Annotated in this window: 13 protein-coding genes and 1 pseudogene; 5 read left to right on the forward strand and 9 right to left on the reverse strand. The window is 45.6% G+C overall.

Annotation, left to right across the window (positions count from 1 at the left end):
- The 3 genes and pseudogenes from QUA07_RS07250 to QUA07_RS07260 all read left to right on the forward strand — a co-directional run.
- A pseudogene (locus tag QUA07_RS07250) lies at positions 1-523 on the forward strand (WD40 repeat domain-containing protein); the annotation flags it as partial.
- Positions 520-1,665 (forward strand): ATP-binding protein, encoded by a 1,146-nt coding sequence (locus QUA07_RS07255; RefSeq protein ID WP_333323726.1) that lies wholly within the window; start codon positions 520-522, stop codon positions 1,663-1,665. The pseudogene QUA07_RS07250 and the gene QUA07_RS07255, both read left to right, overlap by 4 nt.
- 104 nt (positions 1,666-1,769) lie before the next feature.
- Entirely contained in the window at positions 1,770-2,351 is a 582-nt protein-coding gene (locus tag QUA07_RS07260; RefSeq protein ID WP_333323727.1) for an HAD family hydrolase, read from the forward strand.
- Between the two features lie 15 nt (positions 2,352-2,366).
- Here QUA07_RS07260 and QUA07_RS07265 read toward each other — a convergent pair whose 3' ends face one another.
- The 5 genes from QUA07_RS07265 to ftsH2 form a co-directional block, all read right to left on the reverse strand.
- Positions 2,367-3,596, reverse strand: a complete 1,230-nt coding sequence (locus tag QUA07_RS07265; protein WP_333323729.1) for a response regulator — start codon at positions 3,594-3,596, stop codon at positions 2,367-2,369.
- A 6-nt stretch (positions 3,597-3,602) separates the two neighbouring features.
- Positions 3,603-6,530 carry a PAS domain S-box protein gene (locus QUA07_RS07270; protein ID WP_333323731.1) on the reverse strand — a complete coding sequence of 976 codons (2,928 nt, stop codon included), beginning with the start codon at positions 6,528-6,530 and terminating at the stop codon, positions 3,603-3,605.
- 128 nt (positions 6,531-6,658) lie between these two features.
- Positions 6,659-7,948: an aminopeptidase P N-terminal domain-containing protein gene (locus QUA07_RS07275; protein ID WP_333323733.1), complete on the reverse strand. Its 1,290-nt coding sequence runs from the start codon at positions 7,946-7,948 to the stop codon at positions 6,659-6,661.
- A gap of 183 nt (positions 7,949-8,131) precedes the next feature.
- On the reverse strand, positions 8,132-8,542 hold the full coding sequence (locus tag QUA07_RS07280; RefSeq protein ID WP_333323735.1) for a hypothetical protein: 411 nt from the start codon (positions 8,540-8,542) through the stop codon (positions 8,132-8,134).
- 133 nt (positions 8,543-8,675) lie between these two features.
- Entirely contained in the window at positions 8,676-10,562 is a 1,887-nt protein-coding gene (ftsH2, locus tag QUA07_RS07285; protein WP_006633417.1) for an ATP-dependent zinc metalloprotease FtsH2, read from the reverse strand.
- Positions 10,563-10,884: 322 nt separating this feature from the next.
- Between ftsH2 and QUA07_RS07290 the strand changes: the two genes are divergently transcribed.
- Both QUA07_RS07290 and QUA07_RS07295 read left to right on the forward strand, forming a co-directional pair.
- A complete protein-coding gene (locus tag QUA07_RS07290) occupies positions 10,885-11,967 on the forward strand; it encodes a ParM/StbA family protein (protein ID WP_333323737.1) in 1,083 nt (360 codons plus the stop codon).
- A gap of 20 nt (positions 11,968-11,987) precedes the next feature.
- Positions 11,988-12,506 (forward strand): hypothetical protein, encoded by a 519-nt coding sequence (locus QUA07_RS07295; RefSeq protein ID WP_333323739.1) that lies wholly within the window; start codon positions 11,988-11,990, stop codon positions 12,504-12,506.
- Between the two features lie 317 nt (positions 12,507-12,823).
- Here the strand turns inward: QUA07_RS07295 and QUA07_RS07300 are convergent, their stop codons facing one another.
- The 4 genes from QUA07_RS07300 to QUA07_RS07315 form a co-directional block, all read right to left on the reverse strand.
- A complete protein-coding gene (locus QUA07_RS07300; RefSeq protein ID WP_333323741.1) occupies positions 12,824-13,747 on the reverse strand; it encodes a hypothetical protein in 924 nt (307 codons plus the stop codon).
- A gap of 246 nt (positions 13,748-13,993) precedes the next feature.
- Positions 13,994-15,391: a magnesium transporter gene (mgtE, locus tag QUA07_RS07305; protein WP_333323743.1), complete on the reverse strand. Its 1,398-nt coding sequence runs from the start codon at positions 15,389-15,391 to the stop codon at positions 13,994-13,996.
- 153 nt (positions 15,392-15,544) lie between these two features.
- Complete coding sequence (locus QUA07_RS07310; protein ID WP_333323745.1) at positions 15,545-16,429, reverse strand: amino acid ABC transporter substrate-binding protein; 885 nt, start codon at positions 16,427-16,429, stop codon at positions 15,545-15,547.
- A 271-nt stretch (positions 16,430-16,700) separates the two neighbouring features.
- Positions 16,701-18,437: an ABC transporter permease subunit gene (locus QUA07_RS07315; RefSeq protein ID WP_333323747.1), complete on the reverse strand. Its 1,737-nt coding sequence runs from the start codon at positions 18,435-18,437 to the stop codon at positions 16,701-16,703.
- Positions 18,438-18,670: the final 233 nt, after the last annotated feature.

Below are 18,670 nucleotides of genomic sequence, written 5' to 3' on the forward strand. Positions count from 1 at the left end.
AACTGGAGAGGAACAGTTTACTCTCAATGGTCACACCAGTTCGGTAAATGCAGTAGCCGTCACTGCTGATGGCAAGCAGGCGATTTCTGGTTCAGATGACAATACCCTCAAAGTGTGGGATTTAACAACTGGAGAGGAACAGTTTACTCTCAATGGTCACACCAGTTCGGTAAATGCAGTAGCCGTCACTGCTGATGGCAAGCGGGCGATTTCTGGTTCCTATGACAATACCCTCAAAGTGTGGGATTTAACAACTGGAAAGGAACAGTTTACTCTCAATGGTCACAGCAGTTCGGTAAATGCAGTAGCCGTCACTGCTGATGGCAAGCGGGCGATTTCTGGTTCAGATGACAACACCATCAAAGTTTGGGATTTATCGAGTGGAAATGTCATTGCCAGTTTCACGGGTGAAAGTTCGATCGCATCTTGCACCATTGCACCCGATGGAGTAACAATTGTGGTCGGCGACGCATCCGGCCGCATATATTTCCTGCGGCTAGAAGGGGTGGAGGAACTAACATGAATTCCTCACCTCTGCCAACTCCCATCTCTACCGATTCTTACCCAAAAGAATTTCAGCAACTGCTGCGAGAAAAAACCGAGAATTTTGCAGGCCGCAAGTTTGTTTTTTCTGCGATATCCGACTTTCTGAACTCCCACAGCCGCGGTTATTTCACAATAGTCGGCACTCCCGGCTGCGGCAAAAGTTCCATCCTCGCCCAATATGTCAGCGCCCATCCTCGCAGTATCTATTACAACGCTGCAGTTGAAGGCAAAAATCGAGCTGAAGATTTTCTCGCTTCAGTCTGCACTCAACTGATTGACAAATACCTTGCCGCCAATGGGGAAACATCCGAAATTTTCAATCTCCGATCTCAACTTCAAAATATCGAATCCCATGATGGGAGTTGGTTTCTGTCTTTGTTGCTTCAGCAAATTAGCGATAAATTAGCCGTAGCTTGCGACACGGCACGTCATCGCCAAAAGTTGATAATAGTCATTGATTCTGTAGACGCGATCGCCCGCACGAGTCAGCCTCCCAGCACAAATCTGTTTTATCTGCCGAGATATTTGGGCGATCGTACTTATTTTATCCTCGCCCGCCGCCCGTTTTTGAGAGAGAAATCCGGTTTGTTAATTGAAACGCCCTCTCAAACCCTCGATTTAAGAGATTATCCCGCCCAAAATCGCGAAGATGCCCTGAACTACATTCAGCAATACCTATCAACCGCACCGGATTTAACTCAACCCGAATTCTGCCAACAACTCGCAACTCTCAGCGAAGACAATTTCATGTATCTGAGTCAGATGTTACCTGCCATTAACGAGAATTCACACCCCGATGCTAATCTGGGGGAATCCTCACTTGTCTCTGAACTTCCTCCCGGTTTAGCAGCGTATTATCAAAACCACTGGCTGCGGATGAGAGGTGATGGCTTATCGGCCGTTGACTTGTCTGTGCTCAATGTTTTGGTAAAATCCACAACAGGTTTATCTGTAAGTGCGATCGCCAATATAATTGATCAGGATGAATACGATGTTGAAAAGGTGTTAGACAATTGGATCGAGTTCTTAAATAAGCACGAAATCGGAGGAGAAATTTGCTATAGTTTGTATCATAATAGTTTCCGCGAATGGCTGGAAAAACAATCTATTTTAGAATGACGAGTTTACCTAGACTTGCATTTCTTCTCTTCAGTCCGCGCAGTCGGACTTTGTTTGTGTAGACGCGATTTCAATCGCCGAGTTATATCAAAAACAATACAACAATGAAACCAGCAGTATTTCTTGACAGAGATGGCGTTCTCAATATCGAAGCCGGCTACATTCACAAAGTAGAAGATTTGCATTTAATCCCCGGAGTCGCCGAAGCTGTACGCCGTTTAAATGACAAGCAAATATTTTGCTGTTTGGTTTCCAATCAATCCGGCCCGGCGAGGGATTATTATCCGGTTAGCCACGTAGAAGCTTTGCACAAACGCCTCTGTCAGCTATTAGAAAATGAAGCAGGAGCAAAGTTAGATGCTCTTTATTACTGTCCTTATTTAAGCGAAGCAGAAGGCGGAACCAACCCAGAATTTACGCGGTATACAACGTGGCGAAAACCGAATACAGGGATGTTGGTAGCCGCTGCTTGGGAACAGGATTTAGATTTGCGAAATAGTTTTATGGTGGGGGATAAAGCGACTGATGTTGATATGGCTCACAATGCCGGCTGTACTGGTATTTTGGTGCAGACTGGTTACGGAGAAAGCGTGTTGAGTGGGGAGTATCAGCACCATACTAAACCTGATTTTGTTGCAGCAAATTTAGCCGTGGCGGTGGAGTGGATTTTGCAACACTTTGATTAGGGTTTGTAGGGGTATTTAAGTTCTTTCTCGTTGAGTCCTACAGGAAAGTGCTACGTAAGGAAGCGCGACTGTGAAGGTTGTACCGATGCCCATTTTGCTTTCGCAGGCGATCGCGCCTCCTTGCAATTCCACAGCTTTTTTAACAATTGTTAATCCCAAACCATTACCTTTAATCTTCCCAGTATTCTTGCAGCGGTAAAACATTTCAAATATTTTCCCTACTTCAGTTTCTGGGATGCCCATACCTTCGTCTCGGATACGCATAATTAGTAAGGGAGAGTTAATATTGGTAAATTGGGAATTGGGAAACAAACACTGAGGAGATAAGCCGAAAATAGCTTCTTTGTCTCCTTCGCTTGCTGGACGGCATTCCAATTCCAAGGTGACTTGCCCGCCGTTGGGAGAATATTTGATGGCATTGACGATTAAGTTAGAAATAATGCCGTGCAGCAATTGTTGATCTAACATCGCGCTGGTAACATCTGAAGGGATTAATGTTAGTTTGTGCTTGGCTTCATTTCCTAACTGCAATTGATCGAGCAAGTTTTGACAAAACTCGATTAAATTTATCGGTAATGGATTGCATTTGAGTTGGCCTGATTCTGCCCTGCCCATGAAGAGCATATCGTCGATTAGCTGGTTCATCTTTTGGGTAGCTGAGTGCACCAGCCGCAGGGTTCTAACTTGGGATTCGTCACTGCTGCGAGTTCGATCGAGATCCAGAAGTTCCGCAGAAATTAAAATCGCGTTGAGCGGGTTCCGCAATTCGTGAGCGGCCATGGAAATATACTGGTTTTGGCGGTGCGATTTTTCTTCCACCGACTCTCTGACTGCTTCCGCAGCTTTGAGAGATTCTCGCATCTTGGTTTCGATTTCGTGTCTGTGCATGGCAATCTCGATCGCCACCCGCAAATCATTTTGTTGAAATGGTTTGATAATATAACCGAACGGATCTGTAAGTTTCGCTCTTTGCAGTGTTTGATCGTCGGCATAAGCGGTTAAAAATATTGTTGGCACATTTCTATTAGTTCGGATTTTATCGGCTGCTGTTACCCCGTCCATGTCCCCTTTAAGCACGATATCCATCAAGACTAAATCGGGCGGGTTTTCTATCGCTTTTTGAATAGCTTCTTCTCCTGAAGAAACTGTAGCTGTGACTGCATATCCCAGTTTTTTCAATCGACCTGCTATGTCTTGGGCTACAATAACTTCGTCTTCTACAACCAAAATTTGTATAGGGTTCATTTTTCGTTAAATACGCTGCCGATAATTTAACTCTTGGAAAATCAGAGTGTAGCAGGTTCCCCGCTGACTGTCAATGGCAATACTTGCCTCTAATTGGTAAGCCAACATTCTTACTAATCGCAATCCTAATGTTTCAGTATTTTCCACGTCAAAATTAGCCGGAAATCCGCGACCGTTATCTTGAATAATTAAATGAAATTGATGACTACTTGTTTCATTAAACTTAATAGAGATCTCACCATTTAAATTAGATCCAAATGCGTATTTTAAAGAGTTAGAAACCAGTTCGTTAATAATTAAGCCACACGGAATAGCGGTTTCTATGTTTAAATAAATGGGGTCAACTTTGAGGTTAAATTGGATGGAAGTGTTGCCACAACCAAAAGATTGATACAAATTAGCAACCAAATTTTCGACATAGGGGGACAGGGCGATCTGATCGAGATTTTCGGATTGATACAATTGCTCATGAATCAAAGCCATTGAATGGATGCGAGTCTGGCTTTCTTCAAATAAAGTTAGCGTTGCTTCGTCTTCAATATATTGAGCTTGAAGCTGCAGCAGACTGGAAATTACCTGCATATTATTTTTGACTCGGTGGTGAATTTCTTTCAGCAATACTTCTTTTTCGCGGAGTGCTCCTTGAATGCGGGCTTCGGTAAATTTGCGATCGCTAATATCTTCGCCAATACCCGCGATGCGGTAAATTTTGCCCGATTCGTCGTAAATGGGAAAAGCTCGATCGCACACCCAGCGCATTGTGCCGTCTGGCAGAAAAATGCGATATTCGGTACTGGTGGACTCGCCCTGCAACACTCGCCCCATTGCCTCTTCCAACAAATGTTTATCTTCTGGATGCACCCACTCCATCATTTTTAAGGGCTCAGCATACAATTCTTCGCGACTGCGCCCCCAGATTTGTTCGTAAGCTGGACTCAGATACAATAAATCGGTGAATTCCGCAGACATTAGCCAGACGGAATCTTGGATAGTTTCTGCTAACTGGCGGAAGCGTTCTTCACTTTCGCGGATGGTTTTTTCTGCCTGTTTGCGTGCGGTAATATCTACTGCAATGCCCACGATGCGGTAAACTTTACCCGATTGATTTATAATCGGAAAAGCCCGATCGCGAATCCAGCGGATTTTGCCGTCCGGCCTGACAATTCGATATTCTATCTCGTCTTCAGACTCAATTTGTCTAGTTAAATTACCAATAACCCGCTCGCGATCTTCTGGATGGAGGGAATCTGCAAAAAAGCGCCCGTTAGCATACAAATCAGCGCAGCTTCTGCCCCAAATCTTTTCGTAACCCGGACTGATATAAATAATTTCCTGGGGTTGAATGCCTACCATCCAAAACACGCTTTCAATGTTTTCTGCTAGCTGTCGGAACCTTTCTTCGCTTTCTTTCAGCGCTGCTTCGGTTGCTTTGCGATCACTAATATCTTCTGTCACTACTACATTATAAATTGCCCCACTCAGCGGTTCTTGGATGAGCGATACAGTAATATTTACCCAAACTACAGTGCCGTCTTTGTGCAGCAAGCGTTTTTCCATTTTAAAACTGTCAATTTCCCCGGCAAATAATTTCTTGTTTTGTTCTAAATCTGCATCTATATCTTCTGGGTAAGTAACGTCCATCCAAGTGCGCGACAGCAGTTCAGTCGCAGTATATCCCACTATCTCGCAGAATTTTTGATTGACTCGCAAATAGTGGCCTGTTTCGTCAGGGTGGGTAATGCCGACTGCCGCTTGTTCGACGGTTGCCCGAAAGCGTTCTTCGCTATCTCTGAGGGTTGCTTCTGCTTTTTTGCGATCGCTAATATCCCGCTGCACGCCAAAATACCCGACGATTCTGCCGTGGGAATCATAAATGCAAATATAGTCGCCTTCCACCCAAATTAGATCTCCGTCAAACTTGCGATTGTCATTTTCGATATGAATCCGGCCTTCATCAAAAAATTGCTTGATTATCTCTCTGCTGCCAGTAAAGTTGTTGGAAAATAAAGAGTCAAGCGTGCGGCCAATAAACTGTTCCCTAATACCTCCGTATTGGGCTATCAAAGCATCATTTGCCTTCGTTACCCGCCCGTTAGAAAATATGTAATCCAAGACCTTTTCTTTGTCAACTGTATCGTCCCAGTGTACTGGTTCGTCCAGCATCACAAAGAAAAAGCCATCTAAAGATTGCGAGAAAAACAATTCTAGCTGTTCCTGGCTTTCCCGCAGAGCTTCTTCGGCGCGCCAGCGAGAAATAATTTCTTCCTGCAATTGACTATTGGCTGTTTTTAAGTCTTCAGTGCGCTTTTGATATTTAATTTCTAGCTGATTTTTGATTTCTTCCAGCGCTATTTCTGCCTGTTTTTTTTCGGTAATATCTTGAGTAAGAACCAGTCCTGCAAAAATTTCTTCCCGGTCGTTTTTGACGGGAGCAATTGTTGTTGAATAAACGCGATTGCCGTATTTATATTCAAAAGTATTCTCTTTTCCTGCCAGAGCTGCGCGATATGTAGTCTCAAAAAGGGGCAAATCTTCAGGTGGCGATACTTCCCACAATGTTTTGCCTTCCAACTGTTCTTTGGACAAACCAACTACTGCCAAACCTTGACCATCAACCAGAGTATAGCGCAAATCGCGATCGAACAAAAATACCGAACCATTCGGATAATGTTTGATGAGAGTTCGGTACATTTCCTGGCTTTTTTCCAGAGATGCAATTAACTGAATGCGATCGTCCTCGGTGATATCCGATTCAGTTGCCCAACCCGAAATGCCAGGATTCTCGACTGCTTTGAGTTGTGCTTCTAATTTCTGGCACAATTCTCTCTGCTGTTGCAAATCCTCTTCAAGTTGTAGAATTTTTGCTTTTTGCTCTGCTACTAATGCTTCGCAGGTTTCCAGAGGTCGATCGATCTTGGTAGGATCAATACACATAAGCGCTCTTTGTTTGGCAGTTGCGGACTTGAGCTTTTTCAAGCCAATACTAACAAAGCTCAAGCCTTCACTGCTAACTTAATTAATCAATCTTTCCTGACTTCTGCCCAAAGCCTTCTACTTTTCCTTTATTTAGGAACTCCCGCCGTCAAGACTTCATGACTTTCCAATGTCACCAAAACATCATCTTCAATTCTCACGCCAATACCGCGCCATTTTTCAGGAACCTCCGGCTGTCCTTCAACGGGTTTAATATAAGGAGAAATATAAATCCCCGGTTCCACCGTCAGCACTTGTCCTGCCTGCAAAACTTGCGGATTTTCGCCGTACTGATAAACCCCGACATCGTGTACATCCAATCCCAGCCAATGACCAGTGCGGTGCATATAAAATGGCTTGTATTTCTCTTCTTTAATTATCTCTTCAATGTCCCCCACCAAAAGTTTTAAATCCATTAAACCTTCCACCAAAACGCGCACCGCTGTTTCATGAATTTTGCTGTAAGGATTTCCGGGATATACTTGACTAATTGCCTGCAATTGTGCTTGCAAAACTAAGTCATAAATTATCTGTTGTTCGGCTGTAAATTTGCCGCTAACAGGAAAGGTGCGAGTAATATCGGCGTTGTAGTACCCGCAAGCACAACCGGCATCTATTAGCAACAAATCGTTTTCCTGCATTTGGCGGTTGTTTTCGATGTAGTGGAGGACGCAGGAATTGTAACCTGATGCAACAATTGAAGGGTAAGCCGGAGTGCAGCCATTTAAACCAAAAGTATGTTCTATTTCAGCTTGAATTTCATATTCGTATCTGCCCGGTTTGGCGAATTCTTGGGCGCGGTTGTGGGCTGCAACTGAAATATTAGCCGCTTTTCGCATTAATGCTAATTCTGTTTCGCTTTTCACCAGCCGCATCGGGTGTAAAATGATGTTGGAATCTTCGATTGCTGTGGGGCCTGTGCCGCGTTTCGGGTAGGTTGCCATCAAGCGCTGCCAGTGATTGAGGACTGTTTGGTTGAAAGTACGATCGCGCCCGAAGTGATAGTATATGCGATCGGCTTTTTCTAAATATTTCGGCAATTTTTCCGCAAGTTCGGCAATGGGGAAAGCTTCATCCGCGCCGTACAATTCTTTAGCGCCTTCTACTCCGGCGCGATAACCATGCCAAGTTTCTTTTTCCAAGTCTTTTGGCTGCACAAACAAAACAAACTTGTGTTCTTCGTGGTGCGGCGCGAGCACTGCTACCGCCGCAGCTTCATTGAAACCGGTTAAGTAGAAAAAATCGCTATCTTGTCGGTATGCGTATTCTACATCGTTGTGCATGACGGCTGCGGGCGCGCTGCGAAATATCGCTGTCCCGCTGCCAATTTTTGCCATTAATTGTTCGCGTCTTTGCCGATACTCTGTGGGGTTTGTCATCCGATTTTAGATTTTAGATTTTAGATTTTAGATGGAATTTAATATTAACACTCATCCGATTTTAGATTTTAGATTGATTTTAATATTAACACTCGGCGGTTTAAGCCGCTGAGTTTACGGGAACACAGGCACAACCCGCAAGCTAAGGGTTGAAGATATAGTTACTCTGTGTTTTTTTTCTACTTATTTATTCTCTTGTTCTGCGATCGCCAATTTACAAGTATAGTCAACTAGCCGAGACAAAGATGAGTTGCGATCGACTAAAGTCCATCTCGGATCGAAATTCGACCAATTTTCGCCATCTTCGCTAACTCGGACGGTTCTAAACTGTCGCTGCTGGCAGTAGACTTCCATTTGCGCCAACAATTTCTGGTTCCTAAACTTTTGAGTTCCTAAAATAGTTCTGACTGGATAAGAGGGAGCACCGGGAATATCGGATTTGCTTAATTCAACGCTGCTGGAGTCGATGCAAATATCTACAAAACATCTTGATTTTTCGGCGCGGGCGCTCAAAGTATTGAGTGAAAAAAATATCAAAGTTGCTATTAAAAAATATGACAGATTCTTAGTATGTATGGCAAATGTAGTATTCATCTGCGTTAATTGGCGTTTAGGGGCGGTTTAATATTATTGACAGTTTAATAAAAAAGTAGGGACGTGGCAATAGTCTTGCGTCCCTACTTTTTAAAGACACAGCAAGGCCGTGTCCCTAATTTTTAAACAAGTCTTAAAGCTGAGGAACGTATTGTTCTTTTTCAGGAACAAAAGTGTATTCAGAGACGATTAGGCGCAACTCTTCGCCGTCGATGGTTTCTTTTTCAATTAACAAATCGACTAAGCGATCGATCACAGTGCGATTTTCGCGAATAATTCGGCGGGCGTCGTCGTAGCAATGATCGACAATCGATCGAACTTGTCCGTCAATCCGAGAGGCTATTTCTTCGGAATATTCCGATCGCGCTGTGTAGTCGCGGCCGAGGAAAATTTCGCTTTGCTGGGCTTCCAGGGCGATCGGGCCCAAGGTAGACATCCCATAGCGAGTCACCATTTGCCGCGCCATACCGCTTACTTGCTGCAAGTCGTTGCCGGCACCGGTGGTTACTTCGGCATCACCGAAAACTACTTCTTCGGCTGCGCGGCCACCCAAAGCACCGCTAATCCGGGCTAAAATTTGCGATCGAGAAATCAAACCTTGGTCTTCGCTGGGCATGAACCAAGTCAAGCCGCGGGCCTGTCCGCGAGGAACTAAGGTAACTTTTTGAACAGGATCGTGGGCTTGAATGATTGTACCGACGATCGCGTGGCCGATTTCGTGGTAAGCAATCAAGCGCTTGCTCTTGCTGTCCACCAAAGGAGTGCCTTCCATACCTGCTACCACGCGATCGACTGCATCGTCAACTTCGAGCATCGTAATCGCTTCTTTGCGGCGGCGGGCGGTTAAAATAGCCGCTTCGTTGAGCAAGTTAGCCAAATCAGCGCCGGTAAAACCAGGAGTGCGACGGGCGATGGCGTCCAAAGAAATCTCTGCAGACAGCTTTTTGTTGCGCGCGTGAACTTCCAAAATTTCCAAGCGGCCTTTAATATCCGGCGTATCTACGCTAACTTGGCGGTCAAAACGTCCCGGACGCAGCAGCGCCGAGTCGAGCACGTCGGGGCGGTTCGTGGCAGCAATGATGATAATGCCAGTATTGCCCTCAAAACCGTCCATTTCGGTCAGCAACTGGTTCAGGGTTTGTTCCCGTTCGTCGTTACCGCCACCGATACCGGCGCCGCGCTGGCGACCGACTGCATCGATTTCATCGATAAAAATGATGCAAGGAGCATTTTCTTTAGCTTTCTTGAACAAGTCGCGGACGCGGGAAGCGCCGACACCGACGAACATTTCGACAAATTCAGAACCGGAGATGCTGAAGAAAGGCACGCCGGCTTCGCCTGCGATGGCTTTTGCCAGCAGGGTTTTACCGGTTCCGGGAGGGCCAACTAGCAACACGCCTTTAGGAATCTTCGCCCCGACTGCGGTGAAGCGTTCGGGTTTTTTGAGGAATGTCACCACTTCTTGAAGTTCTTCTTTGGCTTCCTCAACGCCTGCTACGTCGTCGAACAGTACGCCTGTTTTAGCTTCCATTTGAAAGCGAGCTTTGGATTTGCCAAAATTCATGGCTTGGCCAGGGCCGCCGGGAACGTTGCCACCGCGGCGGAAGAGGAAAAACAGCCCTCCTACTAACAAGAGGGGAAATACTAGATTGCCTAAAAGTCCCCAGACAGCGCCGTCGTTACGCAGTGGGTGAGTGTCAAAGCTGATTTTGGAGTCTCTGAGCCTAGAAACCAGTTCCGGGGCATTTGAGGGCAAGTCTACCCGCCACCGCTGCTCGTGATTGTCCAGTTCGGGATCGACTGCTAGGACAATAGCCGTCCGGCCTCCGTCGTAAAGGTCAACGCTGGTCACTCGACCGGCGTTTAAGTAATCTAAGAATCGACCGTAGCTCAGGCGGGTGCTGGCGGTGTTCTTGCTCATTTCAGCGGGGGATGGGGCAAAGGCCCCCTGCCACAAGAAAAAGCCGATGACTAAGGCGGGTAAAGTCCAAAGTAGTATAGTTCGCCAAGAAATTTTCATAAATGCGGATGCCTTGAATTTGGGACAGATCGGGTAAGATCGCGGTGTCGGAGAAGTGCGACAAAAGTTTACACTCAGAATCTTAACTAAATTTAACTTAACAATGCACTCTCAGGCAACAGAGCTTCGAGGACGATCGCTCCAGAAAAAGTTAGGTTAGTTACGGTAAGGGCGATCGTCCCGAATATAATGTTTGGTGCTGATTTCGATACCGATCTAGGTAGAGTTAGAAGAATCGCCGCAAAACCCACTGTCTTTAAGCGTGGCAGTGTCAAGGGATAAGGCATGATAATGGTGAGGCTCAGTGAGGTAACACATTTCAATGACAACTAGACAGCTTGTTCCTAATTCGGCTATGCTGACCCAGCAGACTAAAGTCGCTTCTAACAAATCGATTATTAGTGCTGATTTGGGTCGGACGGCAACTAAAGCTTGCGTGAGTCGCAACCCAAATAGCGTTGTTTTCATCCCTGCCAACGTGGCTACTATGCCCGTGGAAAAGGTGCGGGGTGGCAGCTTTGAGTCCAAAGCAACAGACCCTCTGTTGGATATGTGGCTGGAGTACCAGGGCAGGGGTTACGCTATAGGTCAATTGGCGGCAGATTTTGGCGCTAATCTCGGTGGCGCTGACCAGTCGAAAGTAGTAGATGCTTTGGTTAAGGTCTTTTCCTGTGCAGGATATTTCCAGATGAAGGGCGAAATAGCAGTTGTGCTGGGTTTGCCGTTTTATTCGCAGGATCAGTTTGAGAAGGAAAAGGAAGAGATTATCAGCCAACTGCGCTCTCCCCACGTTGTGGTGTACCGGGGCGAGCGTGTGGATATTAATATCAGTCACGTTTGGGTGATGCCGGAAGGGTTCGGCAGCCTGATTTGGTGCGAGGCTCAAGATAACAAGGAGTTTACGCCGGAATTGCCGGAACTGTCGGTGGCTGTTGTTGATATCGGACACCAAACTACCGATTTGTTAATGGTCGATCGTTTCCGGTTCGCCCGGGCGGCTTCAAAGAGCGATTCCTTCGCAATGAACAAGTTCTACGAACAAGTTGCCTCAAAGATTCCGGGGGCAGACCCTCAATCTCTGTCTTTACTGGAAGCGGTGAATAAACCCGAAGGCCAGCGTTTCTACCGTCCCAGAGGAGCGACTAAGCCGACTAATTTAGATCCGATTATTAAGGATTTGCGGGAGGCTTTCGCTAACGAACTGTCCGAACGTTTGGTGCAGTGGCTGCCCGAACGTGTGACGGATGTGGTTCTGACTGGCGGTGGCGGCGAGTTTTTCTGGGAGGTTTTGCAACCTTTGCTTAAAGACGCCAATCTTAAGGCTCACTTGGCTCAGCCTTCTCGGAAAGCTAATGCTTTGGGACAGTTTATTTATGCTGAGGCTCAGCTAGCCACGATAAAGTAACGCATTAAGGCTTGAACCCTATGGCACTGTGGGCAAAAAATAAGGCGAATTTCTCCGTGGCGTTTACGGAAGATGCTGCGGATCAAACTTTGCTGGCCGCTATTGAAAAAGAGTTGGCTTTCACGAAGTATCAGACTTTCAGCAATCTCTGCAAGCAAGCTTTGTGGCAGTTTTTGTCTGTATCTGAGTCTGCTAGCTCTACACAGAGCTTTCAGCGGTTGGAACAGCGTATTGCTGAACTTGTGGTCAAATTTTCTGAGTTTGAACACAATGTTTCGGCAGAGGAATTAAGCCGTTTGGAGGGACTGGAACATCACCTTAGTCAACTCAGCGCGCAGTTGGATCAGTTGCAGGGGAGTGTTAACAGTAAGTTTGCTCAAGTTTCTTTTGCCCCAGTTTCAAAAGTAGTAGAGCCTGGCCCGATTGAGTCTGAGTCTGTTGCGGATGATAATGTAGTGTCTGATGCTGAAGTTGTTCCTCCTCGGAATTCCGATCCTTTGTTGGAGCGTTTAAGTTCTTTGTTACCCCAAGATTTCTAAAATGAGGTAGACCAAGGCTAAAAAGCCTTGAGATGTGATGTTGGTGGCCCGCTGTTGGCAGCAGGTACTGAATACAGAAACAAAGCGATCGCTCTTTTGAAAAAAAAGGGCGATCGCTTTGTTATTTGTCCGTTGTCCGTTGACTGTTGACTGTTGTCTGTTGTCTGTTTTCTGTGGTTATACCAATTTTAAAAAAGAATGCAACAGTATTCTTGTCCCCCCGCAATGCAGCGGGGGGGCTAGGGGCGGTCGAAGAGTGTTGCACGATTTTAGAGAAATGGTATTACCAATTACCAATTACCAATTACCAATTACAATTATTTGATTAATCCTAATTTTTGTAATCGCGAACGAATGGCACTAGGCTGTCGCTGAAATCTCTGAGCTAATTCGCCAATTTGTTGACCGCTAGCATATTCTTTTTTCAAATTCTCGTCTTCATCCTGACTCCACTTGACATAAGCTCTGGGATATTTCTGGCGAATTTTCTCATTCTGGGTTTTAGGTCGATAACCATTCTTTTGCTCGGCATTCAAACCAGAACCAAGCTGTGGGTTAATTTCCCCACCGCGACTAGCTAGCGCTTCTTGGACCCGGTTGGGAATCACAGCAATTTCTTCTGAGAGTTCCGCCAAAGCATTGTCTACTTTTTGCTGAAGTTCTGTTAGCTGCCGCTGCTGCAAATTTCCCCACTGCGGCAGTTCGTTGATAAACTGCTGCAAGTCCAGAATTATTGTTGTCAAAGTTTCGACTTGTTGCAACTCCGGTCGCTGTTTGAATTGGCGGCTGGTGAGTTCGATCTCGCTTTGAATCATTTTAATAGTTTTTTCTAAAATTATTAGTCGCTGGCGCAGGTTCTCAATGGCTGAAATTAGAGAGTGTACGTTTTCTCCAGGCGCAACATTGAGATTTTCGCGAGATGTTTGAGCAAGAGCTTCGTCTAAAGCATTTACAGCAAGTTGCAATTGCTCGATCGCGCGATCGGTAGTAGCTGCTTGTTGATTTACGCGATCGAACGTGGCCGCCGTACTTGCTTTAACTTGCCTGTGCAGCTTCTGCCGATTCACAAAATTCAACACCAACGCAATCACTACAGGCACTTGAGCATAAACGCTCTGTTCCCAAACCAAGCTAGCAGCCAATCCCACAGCAGAGGCAGCAATAAAAACCACTTCAGCAGTTTCTAACAAATTGCTGGACCTGGGATTTTGGATTTTCGTTGGTGAATTGGATGATGACATAGGCTAATACCATTTTAGATTTTAGATTTTAGATTGTAGATTTTAGATTGGGAATGACTGATGAAGCTCGGAGTTTAGAGCACGGGCTTATAGTTGCATTATTTTTTTCAACTGGTACAAGTATGCGGATAAAAATAAAGTACGCGCGATGGCAGATATCCGGTATGTAATCGCACGTAAACCCCGAATTTAGCAGTGGTGAAAAACAGATTAAGTTTTTTATTCACAGCCATGTAATTAAATATATTAAAGCTGCAAAATTTGTCGAGCTAAAGTGAAATAAATCAAGACCCCGAGGACATCAACTGCGGTGGTAATAAAAGGAGCAGACATTAAAGCCGGGTCTAAACCCAAAGAACGAAATAGAAACGGCAGAGCTGAACCGGCAAGAGAAGCTAAAATTGCGATCGCAAACAAACTCACTCCCACCGCGAGTGCCACTGGTAAACTCCCTTGCAAAGTATAAGCCCAGCCCGTCGCTACAGTCCCCAATATAGCTCCTAGCAGCGCTCCCGCCATCCCCTCGCGAACAATTACTTGAAACGGCCCCATTGCTGTAATTTCATCAGTGTTCAAACCGCGAATTACAACTGTTGAGGACTGAGCTCCGACATTGCCTCCAGTGCCAGTCAGCAGGGGAATAAAAGCTGCTAAGGCGACTACTTGGTTCAAAATATCTTCTTGAGCTCTAATAATTGCGCCGGTGACAGTATTAGTTAAAAGCAGAACAAACAGCCACACGACTCTTTTCCGGGCAACAGTGATTAAGTCGGTCTGAAAATAATTGTCGCCGCCGGACTGGACGCCGCCCAAGGTATAAATATCTTTGGCTGCTTCTTGTTCTAAAATGTCGATCGCGTCGTCAACTGTAATGATCCCGACCAGCCGCTGTTCGCGGTCTACAACGGGCACAGCTAAAAAATCGTAACGCTGGATCAGCCTAGCTACTTCTTCTTGATCCGTTCCTGTTTGAACAGAAACTACGTCGCGGGTCATAATTTCGCCGACAGTTTTGTCCAAGGGGGAAGTGACTAAATCCCGCAGGGATAAAATACCGGTCAAGCTGCGTCCGGCGTCGGTGACGTAAAGAGAATAAATTGTTTCGGTAGTTCTAGCCAAAGAGCGAATTCGGTCTAAAGCTTGGGCGACGGTAAAGCTTTCTTTGAGAGAAATATATTCCGGGGTCATGATCCGACCGGCGGTACTGGCTTCGTAACCCAAAAGTTGAGCCGTAGCTTCGCGTTCCGTCGGGCTCAATTCACCCAACAGGCGACGGACTAATATTGCCGGCAGTTCGTCAAAGAGTTTAGCTCGATCGTCCGGGGACATTTTGTCTACAATGTCAATGACTTCTTGGCGTTTGAATTTTTCGCAGAGGGACTGCTGAACGCTGGAGTCGAGATATTCGTAAACTGCGATTGCTTCGTCTTTGGAAAGCAAGCGGAAAGCTATTACTTGCATGGTTTCTGGCAGGCCTTCGATAGCTTCAGCTATGTCTGCTTCCTGCACCGGGTGCAAAATCGCTTTTGCTCCTTTAAAGTCTCCTTCTTCCAACAGGGCCCTTAACTGCGATCGAACTAATTCCCGCAGTTCTTTTCGCGCGTAGGTGGGTAGAGAAGACGATTGATAACTTTTTTCTGTCACTGATGACCCTCCTAAACCTGTGCTGCGCGCCTTCCTGAATCCAGTTTAGAGCGTATTGACGCCACTGGTTGCAGCGATCGGACTTGCCCTGACAAGATCCGCACCTGACCCCTATTCTTCTGGTGCGCGCCGAGCACCTTGCCCGATTTGGGATCAAATACATTTATCTTGATCGGCGACACTCATCGGTAGAAAAGGAGAATTGCGTCCGAGCACTTTTTCCAACAGGTTCGTCGAACTTTGATTGCGAATAAAATTATTGACTGTTTCTTTCCATTCAGTATCGCTTGCTGGTAGAATCATGCCGTAAGAAATGCAGGTTAAAGGCTGCTCCGGTATAACAGAATATTGGTTTGGAGTTAAACCCTGTCTCAGCGCTTCTCCTACTAACAGCATTCCGTCGCTAGCGAAGGCATCGATTGCTCCGGATACCGCATCTTTTACACCCGACTGTCTGCCCCCGATACCTTGATAAATTCGCTGGTTGGCTAGTTGATATCGGCCTGCAATGAATTGTTGGGTAACAGAACCGCTTAGCACGCCAATGGTCACGTCTTGCAGGAATCCTGAAGGGTTGACTCTCAGTCTGTTTTCTGGCTTGACTAACAGATAAGTGCCGCTGTATAAAAAAGGCAGTGAATATGCAATCCCGCTGGGGGGATTTTTTAGAATTGTATTAGGCCCGCATTCTAGGTGAGCGCGTTTGCTGGTTACGCTGCGGAAGCGCCCTTTTTCCGCTGATTCGTTTAGATCTGTTTCTACTTTTTCTAAGCGGATGGAGCGATTTAATTTTTTTTCTAAGTCAGCTCGAAAAAGTTCTAAGCCTTCCATGCAAACTCCTTGCCATTTTTCACCTTCTAAGTAGCCGAAGGGAGGAGCATCTTTTCGGATGCCAACTTTGAGAATGCCGGTTTGCCGAATTTCTTCCAGTGCTGTCTGGGCTGAGGCAACTGTAGGTAAAGCAGCAGGAAATAATATCGAAAATATTGCTGTAAATGCTGCGAGTTTGAGGTTTTTCTTGGCTAGCATTGATTTCATTCGTTGAGCATCCGAATAGATATTGTACGGGTTTTTAATATGATACGCAAAAAAACCATATTGTCAATATATTTGGGTGTTTGTATTTTGAGTGAGCCTCGTATTTTTGGTGGTGCGATCGGCTAACTTCAACCAGCACTGTCTAAAATTAAGTTTCGGGGGTTTGGCAGCAGAAAAGTATCGCCTGCTTTAATTAAGTCGCCAGAGCCGAGAATTGACGGCCGCTTTCGCTCAGCTTTGGCTTCTATATTGCAGTCCTATTTTACCCGAATCAAACCAACAATTGATATTTTTCTTGTGCCAAACGGTAAAGTGGTCGCCACACCAAACGGTTAGTCAATACAACCAACAACGACATCACAGAAGTAGCAGCCAACAGCAAGGGAAAATTCCCAGATGCCGTAGCCTGAGAAATAGTTTCTCCCAAACCCTCTGTCGTAACAATTTGACCTTTAAACTGCACGTACTCGCTGACAATACTTGCATTCCAAGCACCGCCAACTGCTGTAATAATTCCTGTGATTAAGTAGGGAAAAATTCCCAGCAAAATTAAAGTTTGCCAGCGCTGGATTAGGGATAGTTTGTAAACTTGTGCAGCTTCAAATAACTCCGAAGGTATGGCTTGAGCGCCCGCAATAACATTAAACAGCAAATACCACATTGTACCCAACATCATCAGCGCCACAGAACCAATTTGCAAGCCGCCTCCAGCGTGAATTAAAGCTAGTAGCAATACGGGAAATAAAGCAGTTGCCGGTACAGAAGCTGCTATTTGTACTAATGGTTGCAAAATTTGAGCTAAACGGGGATTTCGACCGATCGCCACTCCGACCGGCACTGTCCACAACAGCGATAAAAATAGCGCGCAAATGACGCGCAAAGCTGTGAAAAATGCACCTGTCATGACTTTTTGCCAGTCAGACAAATTCAGCAATCGCAGCAGCAGCACTGCTTCCCAAGTTCCCCAAAGCACAATGACGGCAAACCCGCTAACAAATATCCAATTTATCCAATTTCCGATGCGGCTTTTTTGTCTGGAATTTGTTGGGAAATTAACAGGTGCAAAAGCTCTGGCCAAACCGACCTCAAGACTGTCACCGATCGGCGAAATACGCGACTTGAAAACCCGCAGTGTCGCCGATCGCCTGAAAAAATCTAACACATTTGACTGCGGTACATTGGTAGCTTCCACCGCTTGATATTTAAACTTTTCTACCCAAGCAATCAAAGGCTGCCAGATGAAAAACTCTATGGCTATAATCACCCCAATTAAGACTGCTAAACCCCAGCCGATCGCCCCAAAATTGCCTTCATTGGCTGCCTTGCCCAAATAGGAACCTAGTCCGGGCAAATTAAAGTTTTTCTCCCCCAATGTAAAAGATTCGATCGCAATCAAAAAGAACCAGCCGCCCGCCACTGACATGACGCTATTCCACACCAGTCCGATCGCCCCAGCAGGCAATTCTAATGTCCAGAACTGCTGCCAAGCATTGAGCCGATAAACTTGAGCAGCTTCCTTAAGTTCTTTCGGAATCCCGGAAAGCGACTGATAGAAACTAAAGGTCATATTCCACGTCATCCCAGTAAAGATTAAGATAATTGATGCAAGTTCTACGCCAATTCTTTGACCGGGAAATAAAGTGACTAGCGCTAAAACAACTCCCGGCAAAAAAGATAAAACAGGAATCGACTGCAAAATGTCTAACAAGGGAATTAAAATTTTCGCAGCCAGGGGAAAACGGTAAGCAGAATAAGCATAAACTAGGGTAAACAGCAGCGATAAAAAATAGGCGGCTGCCATGCGTAAAAGAGTCTGGGCTGTATATTCTGGCAAGACATTTAGGGTGGTCTCAATTTTGAAATTTGGGTTGTAGTCACTGCTGAATTGAGAAGCTGTTTGGACAATTGCCAAAATTAGAGAGAAGATTGCTAGAATCAGCAAACCATCTTGCCAAGTCCAAGCTGACCTTTCTAAAGTTTTATTGGCTGGTGTTAGAGGTCTGGTCATAAGAAGTAGTTATTGGTAATGGGGCATCGGGCAATTTTAGATTTTAGATTTTAGATTTTAGATTGAAGAATTGATTAGTAACTTGAATCTAAAATCAGCCATCGAAAATCGAAAATTGGCTTGCATGGGGCATCGAGCATGGGGCATCGGGCATGAGTTATTAGTTATTAGTTATTAGTTATTGGAGGCCGAGCCTCCGGGTATGTATTCCCAGGCAGAGCTTGGGAACAAGA

Source organism: Microcoleus sp. T3_A4, from assembly GCF_036700465.1.
Taxonomy (GTDB): Bacteria; Cyanobacteriota; Cyanobacteriia; order Cyanobacteriales; family Microcoleaceae; genus Microcoleus.